Raw genomic sequence first — 18,562 nt, 5'->3', positions numbered from 1 at the left:
ATTAACGCCTCCTGCTATTTAACTACTCAAAAAGAAGCGCCTCCTCAGTTGTCGCCTGAGAAGACGCCCTTGTTTATGATGTTGTCTGCATTTCCTGTTTGAGCTGGCTGTGATAGAGACCGTGATAGAATCCTTCCTCTTCCAGCAGATCATCGTGGGATCCTTTCTCCACGATCTCTCCATGGTCGAGAACGATAATCTGATCAGCATTTTGAATCGTATTCAGGCGGTGGGCAATCACAAAACTCGTACGCCCTTCCATCAGCCGTTGAAGAGCTTCCTGAATTTTTATTTCCGTCACCGTATCAATACTGCTGGTGGCTTCGTCCAGAATCAGGATTGACGGATCGGCGAGGATTGCCCTGGCTATGGCCAGAAGCTGGCGCTGTCCCTGACTGATGCCACCGCCGTCCACACTCAGCTTCGTATCAAAACCATCCGGCATTTTTTCAATAAACGATCGTGCATTGGCGAGGCTCGCCGCCCTCTCCACTTCTTCATCTGTTGCATCAAGGCGCCCGTACCTGATGTTCTCCCGGATCGTTCCTTCAAACAAAAACGAATCCTGAAGCACAAAGCCCATATGCTGCCGGAGATTCTCCCGTTTCACGGTAGTAATATCCTGACCATCGATTGTAATTTCTCCATCAGTAGCTTCATAAAACCGGCTCAGGAGATTAATGAGCGTTGTTTTCCCAGCCCCCGTCGGCCCTACAAAGGCGACCGTCTCACCAGGGGCTGCTTTAAAACTAAGGTCATTGATCGTGTCATCGTTTCCTTCATAAGAAAACGACACGTGATTAAATCGAACAGCACCGGCAACCCCGGCAAGCTCAAGGGCCTCCGCTTCATCACTCGCCTCTTCTTCCTCATCGATAATGTTAAACACCCGCTCAGCACCGGCAACCGCAGATAACAACAGGTTAAACTGGTTGGCCAGGTCGTTTAACGGACGGGTAAACTGGCGGGCATACTCTGCGAAAATGACGATGACCCCGATGGAAATCATCCCGTTTAACGCAAGAATCCCCCCGACAAAAGCAATGACTGCAAAGCTCAGGTTGTTGAGCATGTTCATGAGCTTCGGGATAAAGCCGGAGAAAGTCTGGGCCCAGAACGCCGTACCGCGGAGCTTTTCGTTTTTCTCCATAAAGTCTGCGATCACTTTTTCTTCCTGGGAAAAGGTCTTTACGATCCGCTGGCCGCTCATCGTTTCCTGAATGTAGCCGTTCAGTTCCCCAAGGTTTTTCTGCTGAGCTTTAAACAGCTTGCTTGTGCGTTTCGTAATCCACTTCATGCCAAACACCATCGAAGGTATGATCAGCATTGTAATGAGTGTAAGCAGAGGACTGAGCCAGAGCATGACGGCTACTGTTCCTACAAGAGTAAGGACACTGGAAACAATCTGGATCACCGAGCTGTTCAGTGTGTTACTGACGTTTTCCATATCGTTGGTGACACGGCTCATCAAATCACCGTGCTGGCGTTTATCAAAAAACGGAATCGGCAGCTTATGAAGGTGCCGGAACAGCTGGGTCCGCATTTTAAAAACTGTATCTTGGGCAATCCGGATCATCCACATATGCTGCTGCCAAACCGACAGGGAATGAAGCACATAAACAACGGCAAGGGCAATAAGCATATAGCCAAGAGCACCGATATCGTTTTCCACAATGTAGTTATCAATGGAGACCCCTACAAGGAAAGGTCCGAGAAGAGCCATAGCTGAACTTAATACAATCATCAAAATCACGTAGGTGAGAAGGCCTTTACTCTCAGCAAGGTACCGTCCGATCCGCTTCACCGTGCCCCAGAAGTTATCGGCTTTCGGTTTTTGAAACGAATAAGCCCCGGCTTTTTTTGTTTCAATTTTATCGAGGTCAATTTTTTTATACTGGAAAGGCTTTTTCAACTCGTTAAGCATGGCCGGACCTCTCCTCTCCAAGCTGTGAATGGTAAATCTGCTGATACAGGGTAGAGTGCTCGAGCAGCTCGGCGTGGGTTCCTTCTGCTGTCACTTTGCCGTCTTCCAGCAGCAGTACTTTATCCGCATTCATGGTGGTGCTCATCTTCTGCGTAATCAGAAGAGTCGTGCACTCGTAAGTATCGAGAGCGTCTAGGAGTCTCGCTTCGGTTTTCATATCAAGGGCACTGGTGCTGTCGTCAAGGAGGAGAATTTTCGGCCTCCGGATCAGCGCCCTTGCAATGGACAGGCGCTGTTTCTGGCCTCCGGAAAGGTTGACCCCTTTTTGCCCGAGTTCCGTGTCATACCCGTTCGGCAGCTTTTTTACCGTCTCATGAATCTGGGCATTTTTTGCCGCTTCCACAATCTCCTCCATGGAGGCGTTTTCCTTCCCCCACAGGATATTGTTTTTGATCGATCCGGTAAACAGCAACGCTTCCTGCGGCACAAATCCGATCTGCTTTCTCAGTCTCTCCATTGTCATGTTGCGGATGTCCGATCCGTCAATATAAATCGTTCCTTCATTCACGTCATAAAGACGGGGAATGAGCTGGAACAGGGAAGACTTACCCGAGCCGGTAGCCCCCATAATCGCCACCTTTTCCCCCGGATTCACCTGGAAGGAAAGGTCTTTCAGTACCGGTGTTTCTGTTCCCGGATAATGAAAGGACACCAGGTCAAAGGCAATCTTCCCGTCCTGGATTTTTTTATCAGCACTCGCATCTTTTCCGTCAACAAGATCAATCTCTTCATCAAGAACATCCGCCACACGCTGGGCTGACGCTTTTGCACGGGAAAAAATCATAATAATCATAGAGAAAACGGTCATCGCTCCACTCATCCTCGTGGTATAGTTCACGATTGCTACAACTTCCCCGACTGTCGCGCCTCCGGTGTTCACCTGGAAACTTCCGAACCAGAGAACAGCCATAATACTCAGGTTCATAATGAGAAGAATGATCGGCATTGTGATTTCCACTGTACGAAGAGCAGATACGGTCCGGTCCTTCAGCTCACCGCTCGCCTTTGTGAACCGTTTATTTTCATGGTGACGGCGTGTGAACGCTTTAATCAGGCGGATGCCTGCCAGGTTTTCCTGAACCACGCCATTCACATTGTCCACGCGCTTTTGAACTTCCTTAAAAAGACGACCTGCTCTTTTCATGATCGAAAGAAGGAACGCAAGAAGGAGCGGCACACCGATCACCAGGATAAGTGCCAGCATGGGATTGACGATAAACGCCATAATGACACTTCCGATAACGAGAAGAGGAGCACGGAGCATAATCCGAAGGCTCATAAACAGCGTATTCTGCAGCTGGGTCACATCATTTGTCATCCTTGTAATCAGAGATGACGTGGGGTATTTACTGAAATTCGAAAACGAGAAGGCCTGAATTTTTCGAAACAGGCTGCTGCGAAGTTCGTACCCTGCTCCCTGGGCTGTGTGGGCCGCAAAAAACGAGTTTGTGATCCCTGCTGCAAACGCTACGAGGGAAAAAACAATCATAATGATGCCCCAGTACATCACCTGGGACAAGTCTCCCTGCATGATGCCGTCGTCAATAATACGGGACATAAAATAAGGATGTAATAATTCTACTGCCAGCTCCACCAGGGTGAGGGTGAGCGCCACCGCAATCGGCAGCCGGTATGAGCGTAAAAAGGGAAACAAAGTTCTCATGTTGCGATCCTCCATTGACTCAGTCAGTAACCATGTGTATTCCGTAATGGGAAAATTCAGAAATTACTTTCCGTAAAAAGTTCGTTAATCTAAAGTTTATCACAATTTGACTATTTCGGGTAACGAAGCGATTCGTTTTCTTCCTATTCTATTCCCGTTTTAAACAAGAACCTACCTCGCTTTTGGAGGATAGCCGAAAAAACGTCATCATCCAGCCGTTATTTCGGCTCATTTTATCAGAATCGACTGATTATTCTAACTCAAATCAGCATAAGACACCGTTCAACAGTTGGCATCAATATTGCATTAATTGTAAATGGTTACATAATTTGATTTTTGGAGGGGTTTACATGATTTACAGCAATCCGAATACGGATGGTTCAAAGGTTCAATTTAAGTCAAAGTACGACAACTATATTAATGGAGAATGGACTGCTCCGGTTAAAGGAGAATACTTCGAGAACGTTTCACCGGTAACCGGCCATGTTTTCTGTGAAATTGCTCGTTCGACCTCTGACGATATCGATTTGGCTCTCGACGCTGCTCATGCCGCAAAAGCAAGCTGGGGGCAGACATCTGTAACTGAGCGTTCCAACATCCTTCTTAAAATAGCCGACCGCATGGAAGAAAACCTTGAAATGCTCGCAGTAGCAGAGACTTGGGACAACGGGAAAGCGGTTCGTGAAACACTGAACGCCGACCTGCCTCTTGCAATCGACCACTTCCGTTATTTTGCGGCTGCGATCCGGTCCCAGGAAGGCACAAACAGCCAGATCGACAACGATACTGTCGCGTATCACTTCCATGAGCCGCTTGGGGTTGTGGGGCAGATTATTCCTTGGAACTTCCCGCTGTTAATGGCTACGTGGAAGCTTGCACCGGCTCTTGCAGCAGGAAACTGCGTTGTACTAAAGCCAGCTGAGCAGACACCGGCCTCGATTTTTGTCTGGCTTGAGCTCGTTCAGGATCTTCTGCCAAAAGGTGTACTGAATGTTGTAAACGGCTTCGGTGTTGAAGCAGGAAAGCCTCTTGCTTCAAGCGACCGCATTTCGAAAATCGCCTTTACCGGTGAAACAACAACAGGCCGTCTGATCATGCAGTATGCTTCTGAAAACATTATTCCGGTCACACTTGAACTTGGCGGAAAATCACCGAACATCTTCTTCCCGGACGTCATGGACGAAGATGATGCATTCTTAAATAAAGCAGTCGAAGGTTTCGTGATGTTTGCTTTAAACCAAGGAGAAGTTTGTACGTGTCCTTCCCGTGCCATCATACACGAGTCCATTTACGACAAGTTCATGGAGCGTGTGGTGGAGCGGGTAAAGCAGATTAAAACAGGCAACCCGCTTGATACGGATACGATGATGGGGGCCCAGGCTTCACAGGAGCAGCTTGAAAAAATTCTCTCCTACCTTGATATCGGAAAACAGGAAGGTGCCGAGTGCCTTGTCGGCGGTGAACGCAACCAGTTAGACGGAGAGTACAAAGACGGCTACTACGTTCAGCCGACGATCTTCAAAGGCGACAACAAAATGCGTGTATTCCAGGAAGAAATCTTCGGTCCTGTTGTATCCGTTACAACGTTCAAAACGCCTGAAGAAGCGCTGGAAATTGCCAACGACACCCTTTACGGTCTTGGTGCCGGAGTCTGGACGCGAAACATCAACACAGCGTACCGCTTCGGACGTAACATCGAAGCAGGACGTGTATGGACAAACTGTTACCACGCCTACCCGGCTCACGCTGCATTTGGGGGATATAAGAAATCCGGTATTGGACGTGAAAACCACCATATGATGCTCAACCACTATCAGCAGACAAAGAACATGCTTGTCAGCTATAGTGAAGACGCTCTTGGGTTCTTTTAAACCAACCTCTTACGAAAACGGTTGAACCGCAACATTGCGACAGAGTTCTGCCCGGCCGCAGGGGAATTGTGGAAAAGAAAGTCTAATCTTGATAACCACCAAGGAGGTTACCGCATGATCGAACGCGTGACGGCTACAGACGACGCTCTTGAGCTTATTGACAAACTGAAAGACAAGTTCGGCCCGCTCATGTTTCACCAGTCCGGCGGGTGCTGTGACGGAAGCTCTCCCATGTGTTATCCGGACGGAGAGTTCCGCGTAGGACAATCTGACGTCAAGCTTGGTGAAATCGGCGGAAGTTCCTTTTATATTTCCAAAGACCAGTATGAATACTGGAAGCATACACAGCTCATCATCGACGTAGTCAATGGCCGCGGCGGGATGTTCTCTCTCGAAGGGCCTGAAGGGAAACGGTTTTTAACCCGTTCCCGCGTGTTCACCGAAGAAGAACGGGAGCAGTTAAAGTTATAAAATGAAAGCACCCTTGGTCCGTATTTCGGGCAAAGGGTGCTTACCCTTTTTTCCATCAAATTATGAGGTGATAGGAAATGAACTTTTACAAGGATGACCCGTTAATTCAAAGCATCCTGAAAGACTCACTGGCACCCGATTTTTTTGAATGGGCAGATAAGGAGCTCAGTGCGTTTGGAGAAAAATGTGCCACGGTGATCGAGGAACGGGCACGGCATACTGACCGGGAAGGACAGCCTAGACTGGTCCGTTATGATGCCTACGGTAATGAACAGCCCTATGTGTGGGTGAATGAAGGATACAAGCAAACGGTAAAAGAAACCTACAACAAAGGCATTGTCGGCTATATACATAAACCCATTCCGGAACTCAGCCACAAAGGGAACTACCTGTACTCTTTTGCCCAGGGGTACCTGTTATCCCAGACAGAGCCGGGCTTTTACTGCCCGGTTACCCTCACAATGGCTACCGCCTATCTCGTGGAACAGTATGGCGATGCTGAATTAAAGGCGAAGTATCTTCCCCACATCCTTTCCACCGGAGACGATGAGCTCTATGAAGGAGCAACATTTCTTACCGAGCAACAGGGAGGATCGGACGTTGGCGCTAATGAAACCCGGGCGATTTACGATGAAGAAAAAGGATGCTACCGCCTGTATGGCTTAAAGTATTTTGCCAGTAACGCGGGCATGTGCGGGGTGGCGGCGGTGCTCGCCCGTCCTGAAGGTGCTCCGGCCGGCACCAAAGGATTATCGCTCTTTTTAGTCCCTTGGAAAAAGGGGTCAAGTAACACGTCGGGGATAAAAGTGAGACGCCTGAAGGACAAGCTCGGTGTCCGTGCCGTTCCTTCGGGCGAAGTTGAGTTCGAAGGCGCTGAAGCATACATGATCGGGGAAAAAGAGCGGGGCTTCTATTACATGATGGAAGCACTGAATCTGTCCAGAATCTGTAATGCTGTGGCGTCTGTCGGGATAATGCGCAGAGCGTATACAGAGTCTTACTCCTACGCGAGTGAACGGAACGCCTTTGGGAAAAAGCTGATGGATTATCCGATGATTCAGGACAGCCTCGTGAAGATGAATGTAAAGCTGGAGGCAGAAGTCCGCACGGTGTTTGAGCTGGTCAAGGAATTTGATATGTGGTACAACGACCGGTCATCTATTCCTGAAGACGGTATGCTCCGCCTTATGATCGCATTGATTAAGGCGGAAACGGCGGAAGAGGCTATTCATTTTTCCCATGAAGCCATTGAAATGCACGGCGGAAACGGCTATATTGAGGACTTTGTGACCTCCCGCCTTCTCCGTGATGCCCAGGTGCTTACGGTGTGGGAGGGGACAGCGAATATTCTCGGTCTTGAAGTGCTGCGCCTGTTTACCAAGTTTGATGCCGGAACCCGTTTTGCCGAACGAATGGAAAAAGAGCTGAGTGCCTGCTCGGATGGTATTGAAAAGACAGAGTTGCTTCAGTGTCTTTTCTGGCTGCAGGAGGAGATCAGTGATTTGGAAGATATGGATGAGGCTGAGAAGACACGGCGGATCAAGCCATTGCAAAAGAAAATGGTGTCAACACTCGAAGCGGTTACTCTTTTGAAGGCGGCTGAGAAAAGCGGGAATAAACGGAGCCAGAAGGCTGCTCAGGTCTATGTTGAGCACTTCCTCTATCCGTTATGGGGAAACAGTCAGGAACCCTGGTCATTACAGGACGGTTTAACGATTCTGTCTGCAAAAGCTGCGGTGGAGAAGGGGTAAAATACAGAAGGTGTCTAAGTAGAATGATAATGGCTCTGCACGCTGTTCTCCGGCAGGAGAAAAACCACTCCTTCCGGCCTCTTTAAAGAAGGCAGCGGCTCTGCTCATTGCTTCGAGATTGACCCAAGGGGTCAATCTCTATTTTTCGTTAAGCCAGTACCGAAGCTTTCGTTCTGTAAGGTCGAGAAGTTCGGCAGCTCTTTTACGGTCGCCACTCGTTTCTTTCAGCACCGTTTCAATCCGGGCCTGAATAAGCTCCTTCTCATACAATCGGACTGCTTCCAGCAGCTCTGGAACGGTACAGTCTGATTCATGGTTCAGGAGGAGCCTTTCATCCAGCCGGCTTTCTGGCAGAGCCAGGTCACCCTCGTCAATGATTGTTTGTTGCGCTGGGAGAGTAACCGCCGTTTTTATCATCACATGGTTAAGTTCCCGGATGTTGCCGGGCCAGGGATGACTTTCGAGCCGCTTAAGAGCTTGATCGGTCAGGGTTCTTTCCGGAAGCCCTTCCTTTTGAAAAAGAGAAACTACCAGATCCGGAATATCCCTGAGTCTTTTCGATAAAGGAGGCATGGTGATTTTCCCCACATCGAGACGGAACATCAAGTCTTCCCGAAACGCCCCTTCCTCCACTCTTTTTCTAAGGGGCCGGTGGGTAGCCGTGATGACACGAGCTGTCATTGGCAGGGACCCTTCCGCCCCGATCCGGTAAAATTCCTTTGTCTCGAGGATCCGGAGAAGTTTCACCTGAATAGCTTCTGATGCTTCACCGATTTCATCAAGGAAAAGTGTTCCACCTGCTGCCTGCTCAAACAACCCTTTCCGGTCCCTGTGGGCGCCTGTAAATGAGCCTTTTTCATGGCCGAACAATTCACTTTCAAGAAGTGAATCTGCCATAGCCCCGCAGTTAACCGCTACAAAAGGGCGGTCCCACCGCTCGCTTGCGTGATGAAGAAACCGTGCCATCAGCTCTTTCCCCGTCCCCGTCTCCCCTTCAATCAACACTTGGTAATCCGTCTTCGCCCAGCGGAAAGCGAGGTCCAGTACTTCTTTCATGACCGGACTTTTCCCTACATACATCCCCACTCCCGCCGACAAATCCACCGGAGTTTCATCAAGTACCGTCATATCGCTCTCATTAGTCAAACGATCACCCCATCATTAGAAAGCGCTTTCGTTTGTATTCGATAAAAGTACCAAAAATCCTTCCTCCGCCAAAAAACGAGCAAACAAAGGTCAGACAGCAAAACACCATGTTCAGGGGTCTGACCCCATATCCATCAAGTTAAGGAGTGGCACTTCATATCGAAGCAAAAGTGTTAGATATGTGACCGGAATGTCCTTCGCTTTCCGCGGAGATGCCGGCGAGCCTCCTCAGGCTTCGCCCTGCGGGGTCTTACCATGGCCCCCACTTCCGCAGGAGTCTTCGGACATTCCGGTCACATTCGTGTTCTACGCCAAAAAATCTCATTGGAGTGGCTTACAGGCAGGGGCTGGAGTGTATACCTCCTTTTACAAAATAAAAGGAGGTACTTTTCAGGGGAAAAGCCGTTTTAAAGAAATGAAACAAGCCTTCCGTCCCACTTTTTCTAAACACTCTCTTGATAAGATCGCAAAAGATTGCACGTTTGTTGGAGTCTGACCCCGTAGCGCTTACTGTTTACAGACACAAAAAAGCTCCTGTTGCAAAATTCGTTCCCGCTCTTCTGCAAAAGGAGACTGACATGTGTAAAAGTATAGGCCATAATCATCTCATTTGATGATGCCTCGATAAAATCCCATTCCTGGACGGGTCTCAATTACGCCCCAATTCTCACCGAAACGAAAGTGGCAAACGTTTAAACCAGTATATTTTTACTGACTGCTGTGCAACGCTATTGGGTCTGCCCCCTGCCTCAAATAGTGTGTAATTATCCTGTCTTGGTGAGGTCGGATTGGTTTGTTTGTTGTTTTCCCACCGCGAAACCTTGATATTCAGTCGCATGAATGAACGGCAGCCAGCACAAGTTGTTAAACAACTCAGGGTCATGAAACCGGATTGTCTGGTACTGAGCAATAAAGTTTACTTCCATAAATCTGACCTTCTCATTTTTATCGATCCCAACATCCATTCCAACGTCTGCAAAATGATCATTTGGAAACGTTTCATCAAGGGCATAGCAGAAACGTTCACAAAAATCACTGACCTTCTTTACAAGCTCCTGCTTCTTACTTTTCGGATATCCGGAAAATACTTTATCTATCATGAAAAAGCTGCCTCCTTTTGACCGGTTTGTGATTTTCTGTTTTTTACCGGCTACCCGGGCCATCATCCCGCTGCATACCCACTTATCCTGGTCCCTCTTTTGCACATACACTCTCAAATCAAATGGACGCCCGTTTTTTTTGATAAACTTCACCCATTCCTGAGCGAGATACCTTCCACTCTTAAAATTGATTGTTTTTAGGAAGGTTAAAAACTCCCTTTTTGAAAAAACGGAGTAATTGCACCTTTTTAACCCCCTGTAATCATATACATGATAGGTTTCGTCCACTTTTTTAACAAAGAAGATTCCACTTCCTTTTTTTCCATTCTTAGGTTTTACAATAATGTCTCCAAGCCGGTCAAGCTCAGACAATACATCCTTTTTGCTTTTCAGCTCCACGCTTTGAATAATATTACTCTCTAATCCCTTTGTTTTGCCAACCTTTGTTTCAACTATGAGCTTATTATACACATTGGAATTGAATACAAGGCCCCCACGCTCATTGTATTCTTTAAGGATCGTTTTTCTTCGCTTTTTTGACATAGCACATCGCACGAATAACACTTCGGGTAAAGGTATCATTGTCTCAACCCACTTCTTGTTATGATATACCTTTCCTTTTGTGAACCCCTCTTCCGGGCTAAACAACTCAAGCGTGATAACGGCAAAAAGCCCCCCCAGCCTGGAGTAAATATCCGGTTTTCTCCGCTTTCGGGTAAACCGGTCGTTACGAACAAGAATACCGGTTACAGGTCCTAGTTTCAGTGTTTGGTCATTCATCAGCATTCGATAAGGTAGTCCTTCAATAACAAACATCTTTTTTATTAATGCTGAAGAAACCAGAACTGTGTAGGGCTTAAGCTCAGTCCCGTTTTGTAATTCATCTGTCTCTTCCTCTACCTCCTTCACTGCAAGAGGGAGTTTAATCAGCCCGTGTTGAATGAATTCAGCCTCATTGTACTGGGAAATTAGATTGCCCGGCAGGTGAATTTCATACTCAGACGACTGAAATGTCTGTATATTAACCCAATTAGATTTCACTCGATCACCTTCTCATAAGAAATAACTTCTTATAATCAGTTTATGAAATGAGATCCTTTTCTGTATAACCATATATCCAGAAACGATAAAAAAAGAAAGTCTGTCTCATAAGGCCTGAGACAGACAATTGCTAAGATGCTTTCTTATCCACCTTAAACCCCTGCAGCTTTGTTGCATGAATTAAGGGCTGACAATTTATTTTTCTGTAAATCTCCTCGCTGATTTTCTGGAACCCCTTAAATTGCGGATGAAAGTTGACCTCAATAAAATGAAGCTTCTTCCGTTTATCAATGGCAATGTCAATACCTAAATCTGCAAAACATTCAGAAGGGTAGTTTGTTTCAAGTGTTGTACATATTTTCAAACAAACATCAACAACCTCTTCTTCTAAAGCACGTCTCCTTACCTCTGAGCTCGAAGACAATGCTTCAGAAAGCGATAGAACCGATCCACCTTTTGATATATTGGTAATCTTCTCCCCTTTTTGTGCCACCCTGCATTCAATTCCCGCGCACATCCACGACCTGTCGTCTTTATGCATGTGAACCCTGAGGTCAAAAGGACTTTTATTATAGGTTAAAAACCGGATCCACGGCTGAACCAAATGTGGCTTCCTTTTGAAATTAATGGTATCCAGCAGTTCTGCTAATTTTTTTCTTGAAATAACAGAGTACACTTCTGTATCGCTTTTATTTTTTCTATAGTAATAAACGAGATATTCATTCCTCTTTTTTCTCTTAATAAACATAATACCGTTTCCTTGAACACTCCTTACAGGTTTAAGTACAATTTTCTTATGTGCTGATAATGCTGAGAAGACATCTTTCTTATCCAGTACAGTCCTGCTTTTGATGACATACTTTTGGAGTTCACTCCTTTGCAGCACAGCATTCTCCACTTCTGCTTTGTTGTACCTGTTAGAATTGTAAAATACTCCTCCAAGAGCTTGGTATTTAGTAATTAATTTGACTTTTTTCTTTTTTTTCATTAAAGACCGGTTAAAAATGACCTCGGGGAGCGGTACGGTTTTTAATACCCACCTACTTTTACTGCTGTCATAAACCTCTCCAGTCACTATTCCCTTTTCCCAATCAAATTGACTAGGACTGACCAGTATGCCCCCCAGATGGGGATACACTTCTTCTCTTAAGTTTAACTCTTCCTGGCTTCTGATCATGATGCCGGTTACGGGGCCGAATTTAATGGTATCCCCTCTCGTAGTAAGTCTGTATGGGATATCCTTCAATAAATACAAATCATTCACCAGTGAAGCTGAAACATCAATGATAAAAGGATTCTCTTGAGTGCCTTTCTGACTGTCGTCAGTTAACTTTGCTTTTACAGTGCCATTCTTTTTTAATAATCCGTGCTGAATTAGAGATAAATGTTCCAGGTGAGTAAAGATTATATTTGGAACACGTATGATTGGGTATTCCCTGGCTGTTTCATTTATTTTTACCCAGAAACAATTCATTTTTTCACCTTCCCAACGCCTGCAGTTTAGTACAAGATATCTTATGTTGGGTCAACTCGGTTGGTATACTCAGATAACTATTTTTCAGCTGGTTATTTCATTGTTCTCTTTCCTCCGTTTATGCCTTGGGGGCAGACCCTGTGTGAAAAGGGATTACATATTAACGGGTTCTCCGGACTGACATTTTTACCTCATTTTTACATAAAATGCTTCTGATTTCCTGTGATGGAAAATTAGGAGATAATCAGATGGTCTTATTTATTCGATTCTCGAAGGAAATGGATGTCGAAATAACGAAACCGTAGTCGACACTATTTTCAGGAGGGATTTTATATTATGAACCGAAACATCATGAAACTCGTTTTTGCAAGTGCGCTCACGCTTGTCCTTTTACTGGCAGCCCTGCCCTTTCAGCAGGCTGGTGCAGTCGGAAACGGACCGAACATCAACCCGAACCAGTCCATCAACAAAGACCGGGTAAAGACGTACGAAGAAATGTCTGATTTTCTCTACCATGTTACAGACCGCTCTGACCGTCTCGAACTGGAAGTGATCGGTCAGTCCGTAAAAGAACGTGACCTCTTTTTAGTAAAATTCGGAAATAACCCTGACAATCCAACGATTGTTTTCCTTACCCAACAGCACGGTAACGAAGAAATGATCACGGAAGGCGCTCTTCATGTCATTAAAAACCTGAGCGGAAACAGCCGTCACGTCCGCGAGCTTGAAGAAAAGGTAAACGTCTTGTTTGTGCCGCGCATTAACCCTGACGGGGCTGAGGGTGATGTGAACTTTGACATCAGTGATTACACAGCAGGGGGAACGTCCACCCGTTTTAACGCCAATGAAGTGGATTTAAACCGTGACCACAATGACCGTACTCAGCCTGAAACCATTGCGCTTCATGAGAACGTTCTGCAGAAATACGATATTGATTATTTAATTGATTTCCATCACCAAGGGACATCACCGGTCCTCGATGACCGCTATGTATCCGGTTCCATGCTTTATCCAACTAATCCTGGTGTAAGTGAAGAAACTGTGATCGGGTCCAAGCAGCTTGGAAGTGTCATCTATGACGCTGTAACTGCTAAAGGATGGGGCCACCTTGCTAAATACCCTGGCGGGGATGCAAACACCATCGCCCGTAACGGCCTTGCTTATGAATATGACTTTTCTACCTTACTATTTGAAATGCGCGGCATGACGGATAACAGCCGTGAAGAAGCTGTTCTTGGCCAGAAGAGTAACGGATACTTAATTAAACAGGCTGTCGTATCCATGGAAGCAGCGATGGAAGCCATTGCTGACGGATCGATTCACGATGCAGATATCAACTTCTGGGATGACCTTCCTTATCAGGAATACAGAGATCAGGAAGAAGGGCAGGAATAAAACGAAAAACCAGGCGCTAATATACAGGGCGTCTGGTTTTCGTTCATATTTCGGGAAAGCCGTTATATAGTATTCTTAGTTTTAAAGGTGTTGAGTTTTCTTTTGACTTAATTAAACCTGGCTGCTATCTCTCATTACCGTCCCCTGATGAAAAAACATCTGCCAGCGTCCACTTTCAAACCTCCATACAGAACTTCGTAATGACCTGACCTTTCGTGTTTGGTCATCACATACATACGTTGCCAGAACATCATTCTCCCCCAAAGAATGCAAAGAGAAGCCGGATAGAGTCATCTCTCTTACCCCTACTCCCCCTTCACCAGTACAATCTTTTTTATAAAATACCACTCCCGAACTTCCGTGCTCAAAGAAATCATCATGAAGAAGTTCATTTATTTTTACCGGGTTCGTACGTACGGCAGGACTGAGAAGAGAAACTTCCAGCTCTTTTATACGCTCTTTCAATTGAGTGTTTTCTTTCACCATATTTATCACCTTTCATTCTTTTATGTAAATCAAAGCTTATATGAGGTCAGTCTGCTTTAACTTATGGTCATGGGAATGCCCCCTGAAAATTTAACTTCCTATGAAAAATGTACGTTTCTACCAGGAGAAACGTACATTCTCTTAATCGTCATTTTTCATAGAATACAGCATAAAGACCGAAAGGGGGTGAAGCGAATGGGACTTTTAAATTTTTGCTGTGCCGAAGTTACTGCTGATATTTCATTATTAGGAACAGAAATTGCTGCTGATGTAAATTTAGGTTTGTTCACCTTTCCAGTTGATGCTGCTGGTGTAGGAGTTATTGAAGTATTAGGAGTGGTTGTAACAGTAGAGTGTCCAAGCATTGATGCTGTAGTAGATATTACAATAGCACCTGGTCTTACAGCTGAACTAACAATTAATACTACAGAGGGAGCTTGTACGCCAGAGTAACTCTCTCATTTAAAGTTTGACAATCGTATTAAATTGATGAGTAATCAGTGGTGTCCTATAATAGTGTTTTTACTTTATAGGACCCTCTGACTCTGAAAATAAACGTAGCTACTCTCCTCTTTAAAGCCCGATGCAAAATTGATAAGAGCGTGGATTGAACAGGATCGCCAGTTGCTTCGGAGAGGCTGTTCTTTGTAACTAAAAATAGTATATATTTTTTAACTCCGAAAAAACGAGAAGAAATCACTATGATTACTTCTCGTTTTCATTATGTGTTTCTATTCTTACAGAAAAAGGTACGGGTATTTATGACAGCTTTTTATCGATTATTTTCGTAGAGAGAATTTACTTAACCTCACACCTATCATTTTTCCACCCCAGCCCCCGGCTTTGATAATTTATCCACTGCCATTTCCCGCAGCCTGAACTTCTGGATTTTTCCCGAAGCTGTCATCGGGTATTCATCCACAAACTCAATGTAGCGGGGGATTTTGTGCTTGCTTATTCTGCCATCAAAGTAGTTCTTAATTTCATCAGCCGTCGCCGTTTCTCCTTCTTTTAGAACGATCCATGCGGATACTTCTTCCCCGTACTTCTGGTCAGGGACCCCGACAATCTGAACATCCAGTACTTTTGGATGCTGATAGAGAAATTCTTCAATTTCACGGGGATATATATTTTCCCCGCCACGGATAATCATGTCTTTCAGTCTTCCTGTTACTTTTACATAGCCGTCTTCGTCCATCACAGCCAGGTCACCTGTCCTGAGCCACCCGTCCTCTGTAATCACCTCTTTTGTCGCAAGAGGATCTTTATAATAGCCTTTCATCACGTGGTATCCACGAGTGCATAATTCCCCCTGCTGTCCGCGTGGTGCTTCTTCATCTGTGCCCGGATATACAATTTTCACTTCTACATTTGGAAGGGCCCGTCCGACAGTCTCCGTCTTTCGTACAAGGGAATCATTTACCCTGGTCTGTGTAATAACAGGGGATGACTCTGTCTGACCGTAGGCAATGGTCATTTCTTCTGCTCCCATTTTATCAATGACACCTTTCATGACTTCCACCGGGCAGTTGGAACCAGCCATAATCCCTGTTCGAAGGTGTGTAAAGTCATGCTGGTCTATGGCTTTTTCATTCAGTTCAGCGATGAACATCGTCGGCACCCCATGGAGAGCGGTACATTTCTCCTTAGAAACCGCTTCCAATACTGCTTTTGGGGTAAACTCCTGTACCGGGACCATGGCAGCACCAGCATTCACACACGCGAGTGTACCGAGAACACAGCCAAAACAGTGGAAGAACGGAACAGGGATACACATCCGGTCTTCGTTTGACAGATTCATGCACTCAGCAATATTCGCCGAGTTGTTAACCAGATTACTGTGCGTCAGCATAACCCCTTTCGGAAATCCTGTCGTACCCGATGTATACTGCATATTAATGACATCATCCGGCTCAAGGCTTTCCATTCGTTCGTTAAGATCATCATCCGAAATCTCTTCAGCTTTTGCCAAAAGGTCAGGCCAGCTCCACATACCGGGATGCTTTTCCTCGCCCATAAAAATCACGTTCTTTAAGTATGGCAAGCGTTCAGACTGCACCTGCCCGGGTTCAGACTCTTTCAGCTCAGGTACAATCTCGTAAAGCATATCAAGGTATGATGCTCCTTTATATTCATCCATCAGGATAATTGTCGTGGCATCAGACTGTTTGAGCAGGAACTCCAGCTCAGCGGTTCGGTAATTCGTGTTAACGGTTACAAGAACAGCTCCCATTTTTCCCGTAGCGAACTGAGTTGTTACCCATTCCGGTTTATTTGAAGACCAGATTGCCACATGTTCGCCACGCTCTATGCCGAGCTTCATAAGTCCCTTCGCAACTCTGCGGCACTCTTTATCAAACTGTTCATATGTAAGACGAAGCCCCCGGTCAGGATAGACCAATGCATCGTGATGGGGCTGTTTTGCAACTGTGTCTTCCAGAAGTTTCCCTACTGTTGAATGAATCATTTCTGCCATATCGAACGCCTCCTATTAAATTAACCTGTTACTGTGATTATAGAGGTTGAATGAGCGCTTGGTCAATCAGATTTCAGAATGTTTCGTCTGTTCTGGAGTTGAATTATTTGTTTTCCTGTTCTCCTTGCCCAGATCTATCCATGCTTTGCATTATGGTCGTTCTTATTTTGTTCCATAAACGATCCATTTTCGTTTGGTTCACTTTTCATGAAGGAAGGCGATGACATTTCATTTTATATACCCCTGACACTGTGCCGCATAAAGAAGTGGCTGCCAGCTGATTTTTTTATACATGAGCCTGTTAAAACGCCGAAAACCTTTAAACGCAGGTGAAAAGTTGACTTCAATAAAGCGGATCGTATAATCTTTTTCCAGACCAATATCCATACCAACGTCCGCAAAGTGATCATCCGGTAAAGCTTGATCTAAATGAGTGCAAAACATATCGCAGAAATGAAGGATCCTCTCCTTAACCATGTCCCTTGTTTCTTCGGAACAATTTCCCATTGCCTGGCTGAATGAGATCGCTTTTCCTCCCTTCGATACATTCGTGATCTTTTCTCCTGCTCTGGCAACCCGGCATTCTATTCCATTGCATATCCAACTGCCTTCATCTTTCTGCATGTGAACTCTCATGTCAAAAGGGGCTCCTCTGTACTGCAAAAAGCTGATCCACTCTTGCATTATATATCTTTTACGCGTTGCTAACTGGTTCAAGTACGTCTGCAGTTCCTGGTGGCTGACTACCTGCTGACGTGCTTTTCTCGTTTTCCTGTAATCGTAGATCTGATAAATATCAGTATCTTTCTCTTCAATGAAGATTACTCCTTTTCCCCTTTTACTTTTTGAGGGCTTGAGTACAACCTTTTTTTTGTCTTTCAAAAAATGAATAACACTGTCGGCGTTTTCAATCAAGGTACTTGTAATAAAAGCATCTTTTAACTCTATTATGCCACCTAAATGGTGTTCGATCTCATACTTGTCATGACGCCTTGTGTTAAACAAGATTCCCCCCATTCTGCGATACTCATCCAGCAGCAAATGCCGGTATTTTTTCAAAGTCCCTCTTACATATATCACTTCCGGTAAAGGAACCGTTCTTCCAATCCACACTCTGTTTTTGTGATCATACACTTTTCCTGCCACGGTTTTATTAACGAGGTTTATACTCTTTCTGTTTAAAAAAACCAGTATTCCTCCAATAACGTGGGTTATTTCCTTTCGGGCCGTCCCACTTACCCGATCAGATTTATCCACTATAACCCCTGTAACCGGTCCGATTTTGAGTGTACTGCCAATAACAATTGCCTGAAAAGGCAGATCCTCAATAATGTACAGGCTCTTAATCATTGAACGGGGCATCTCTATCATTAATGGCGATTCCCTGGTCCCTTTCTCCTCTTCTTCAACGTCCCGTATCTTAAACTTACATGGCTGTGTCAGCAACCCATGTTGAACATACGCCAAATGACTGAGCAGATGATCAAACTTCCTTGGAAGCTGTACATCACTTTTCTCACACTCTACATTCCTGATTTTAATCCAAATTGAAAACATCTGTCTCCCTCTCTGTCTCATGTAGTTAACCTCTTTCTATTCTATGACCGGTTCATTTTTTTGGCCGAGCATTCACCTAACAGAGAGGAATCTGTGCGAGCTTACCCACAGTTATGCACAGCCTCCATAAAAAAAGAGAGCGATTCA

General features: G+C 45.4%; 13 protein-coding genes. 5 read left to right on the top strand and 8 right to left on the bottom strand.

Annotated features, from left to right (window positions below):
• Positions 1–73 precede the first annotated feature (73 nt).
• Together EBO34_RS16455 and EBO34_RS16450 are read right to left on the bottom strand one after the other, a co-directional pair.
• A complete protein-coding gene (locus EBO34_RS16455; protein WP_122900600.1) occupies positions 74–1,924 on the bottom strand; it encodes an ABC transporter ATP-binding protein in 1,851 nt (616 codons plus the stop codon).
• Positions 1,917–3,647 carry an ABC transporter ATP-binding protein gene (locus tag EBO34_RS16450; RefSeq protein ID WP_122900598.1) on the bottom strand — a complete coding sequence of 577 codons (1,731 nt, stop codon included), beginning with the start codon at positions 3,645–3,647 and terminating at the stop codon, positions 1,917–1,919. The genes EBO34_RS16455 and EBO34_RS16450 overlap by 8 nt, the downstream gene beginning before the upstream one ends.
• 350 nt (positions 3,648–3,997) lie before the next feature.
• Between EBO34_RS16450 and adh the strand changes: the two genes are divergently transcribed.
• The 3 genes from adh (at position 3,998) to EBO34_RS16435 (ending at position 7,740) form a co-directional block, all read left to right on the top strand.
• Positions 3,998–5,518 (top strand): aldehyde dehydrogenase, encoded by a 1,521-nt coding sequence (gene adh / locus EBO34_RS16445; RefSeq protein ID WP_122900596.1) that lies wholly within the window; start codon positions 3,998–4,000, stop codon positions 5,516–5,518.
• Between the two features lie 114 nt (positions 5,519–5,632).
• Positions 5,633–5,989: a DUF779 domain-containing protein gene (locus EBO34_RS16440; RefSeq protein WP_122900594.1), complete on the top strand. Its 357-nt coding sequence runs from the start codon at positions 5,633–5,635 to the stop codon at positions 5,987–5,989.
• A gap of 77 nt (positions 5,990–6,066) precedes the next feature.
• The gene (locus EBO34_RS16435; RefSeq protein WP_122900592.1) at positions 6,067–7,740 is read left to right on the top strand and encodes an acyl-CoA dehydrogenase family protein; all 1,674 of its coding nucleotides are present in this window, start codon (positions 6,067–6,069) and stop codon (positions 7,738–7,740) included.
• Positions 7,741–7,878: 138 nt separating this feature from the next.
• Here the strand turns inward: EBO34_RS16435 and EBO34_RS16430 are convergent, their stop codons facing one another.
• From EBO34_RS16430 to EBO34_RS16415, 3 genes are all read right to left on the bottom strand, one after another.
• Positions 7,879–8,886, bottom strand: coding sequence for a sigma 54-interacting transcriptional regulator (locus EBO34_RS16430; RefSeq protein ID WP_142996801.1), 1,008 nt, complete (start codon positions 8,884–8,886; stop codon positions 7,879–7,881).
• A gap of 764 nt (positions 8,887–9,650) precedes the next feature.
• A complete protein-coding gene (locus tag EBO34_RS16420; protein ID WP_122900586.1) occupies positions 9,651–11,027 on the bottom strand; it encodes a YheC/YheD family protein in 1,377 nt (458 codons plus the stop codon).
• A gap of 130 nt (positions 11,028–11,157) precedes the next feature.
• A complete protein-coding gene (locus EBO34_RS16415; protein ID WP_122900584.1) occupies positions 11,158–12,501 on the bottom strand; it encodes a YheC/YheD family protein in 1,344 nt (447 codons plus the stop codon).
• Between the two features lie 336 nt (positions 12,502–12,837).
• Here EBO34_RS16415 and EBO34_RS16410 point away from each other — a divergent pair, with 336 nt between their 5' ends.
• Positions 12,838–13,896, top strand: a complete 1,059-nt coding sequence (locus tag EBO34_RS16410) for a M14 family zinc carboxypeptidase (protein ID WP_122900582.1) — start codon at positions 12,838–12,840, stop codon at positions 13,894–13,896.
• A 111-nt stretch (positions 13,897–14,007) separates the two neighbouring features.
• Here EBO34_RS16410 and EBO34_RS16405 read toward each other — a convergent pair whose 3' ends face one another.
• Complete coding sequence (locus EBO34_RS16405; RefSeq protein WP_236784554.1) at positions 14,008–14,382, bottom strand: nuclear transport factor 2 family protein; 375 nt, start codon at positions 14,380–14,382, stop codon at positions 14,008–14,010.
• A 195-nt stretch (positions 14,383–14,577) separates the two neighbouring features.
• Between EBO34_RS16405 and EBO34_RS16400 the strand changes: the two genes are divergently transcribed.
• Positions 14,578–14,835 (top strand): hypothetical protein, encoded by a 258-nt coding sequence (locus EBO34_RS16400; protein WP_122900580.1) that lies wholly within the window; start codon positions 14,578–14,580, stop codon positions 14,833–14,835.
• Between the two features lie 364 nt (positions 14,836–15,199).
• On the opposite strand, the gene EBO34_RS16395 is transcribed toward EBO34_RS16400, so the two are convergent.
• Together EBO34_RS16395 and EBO34_RS16390 are read right to left on the bottom strand one after the other, a co-directional pair.
• On the bottom strand, positions 15,200–16,849 hold the full coding sequence (locus EBO34_RS16395) for an AMP-binding protein (RefSeq protein WP_122901394.1): 1,650 nt from the start codon (positions 16,847–16,849) through the stop codon (positions 15,200–15,202).
• A gap of 237 nt (positions 16,850–17,086) precedes the next feature.
• Complete coding sequence (locus EBO34_RS16390; protein WP_183163918.1) at positions 17,087–18,415, bottom strand: YheC/YheD family protein; 1,329 nt, start codon at positions 18,413–18,415, stop codon at positions 17,087–17,089.
• Positions 18,416–18,562 lie beyond the last annotated feature (147 nt).

It is taken from the genome of Alteribacter keqinensis (genome assembly GCF_003710255.1).
Lineage (GTDB): Bacteria > Bacillota > Bacilli > Bacillales > Salisediminibacteriaceae > Alteribacter > Alteribacter keqinensis.
This window is presented reverse-complemented; position numbering and strand designations above follow the sequence as displayed.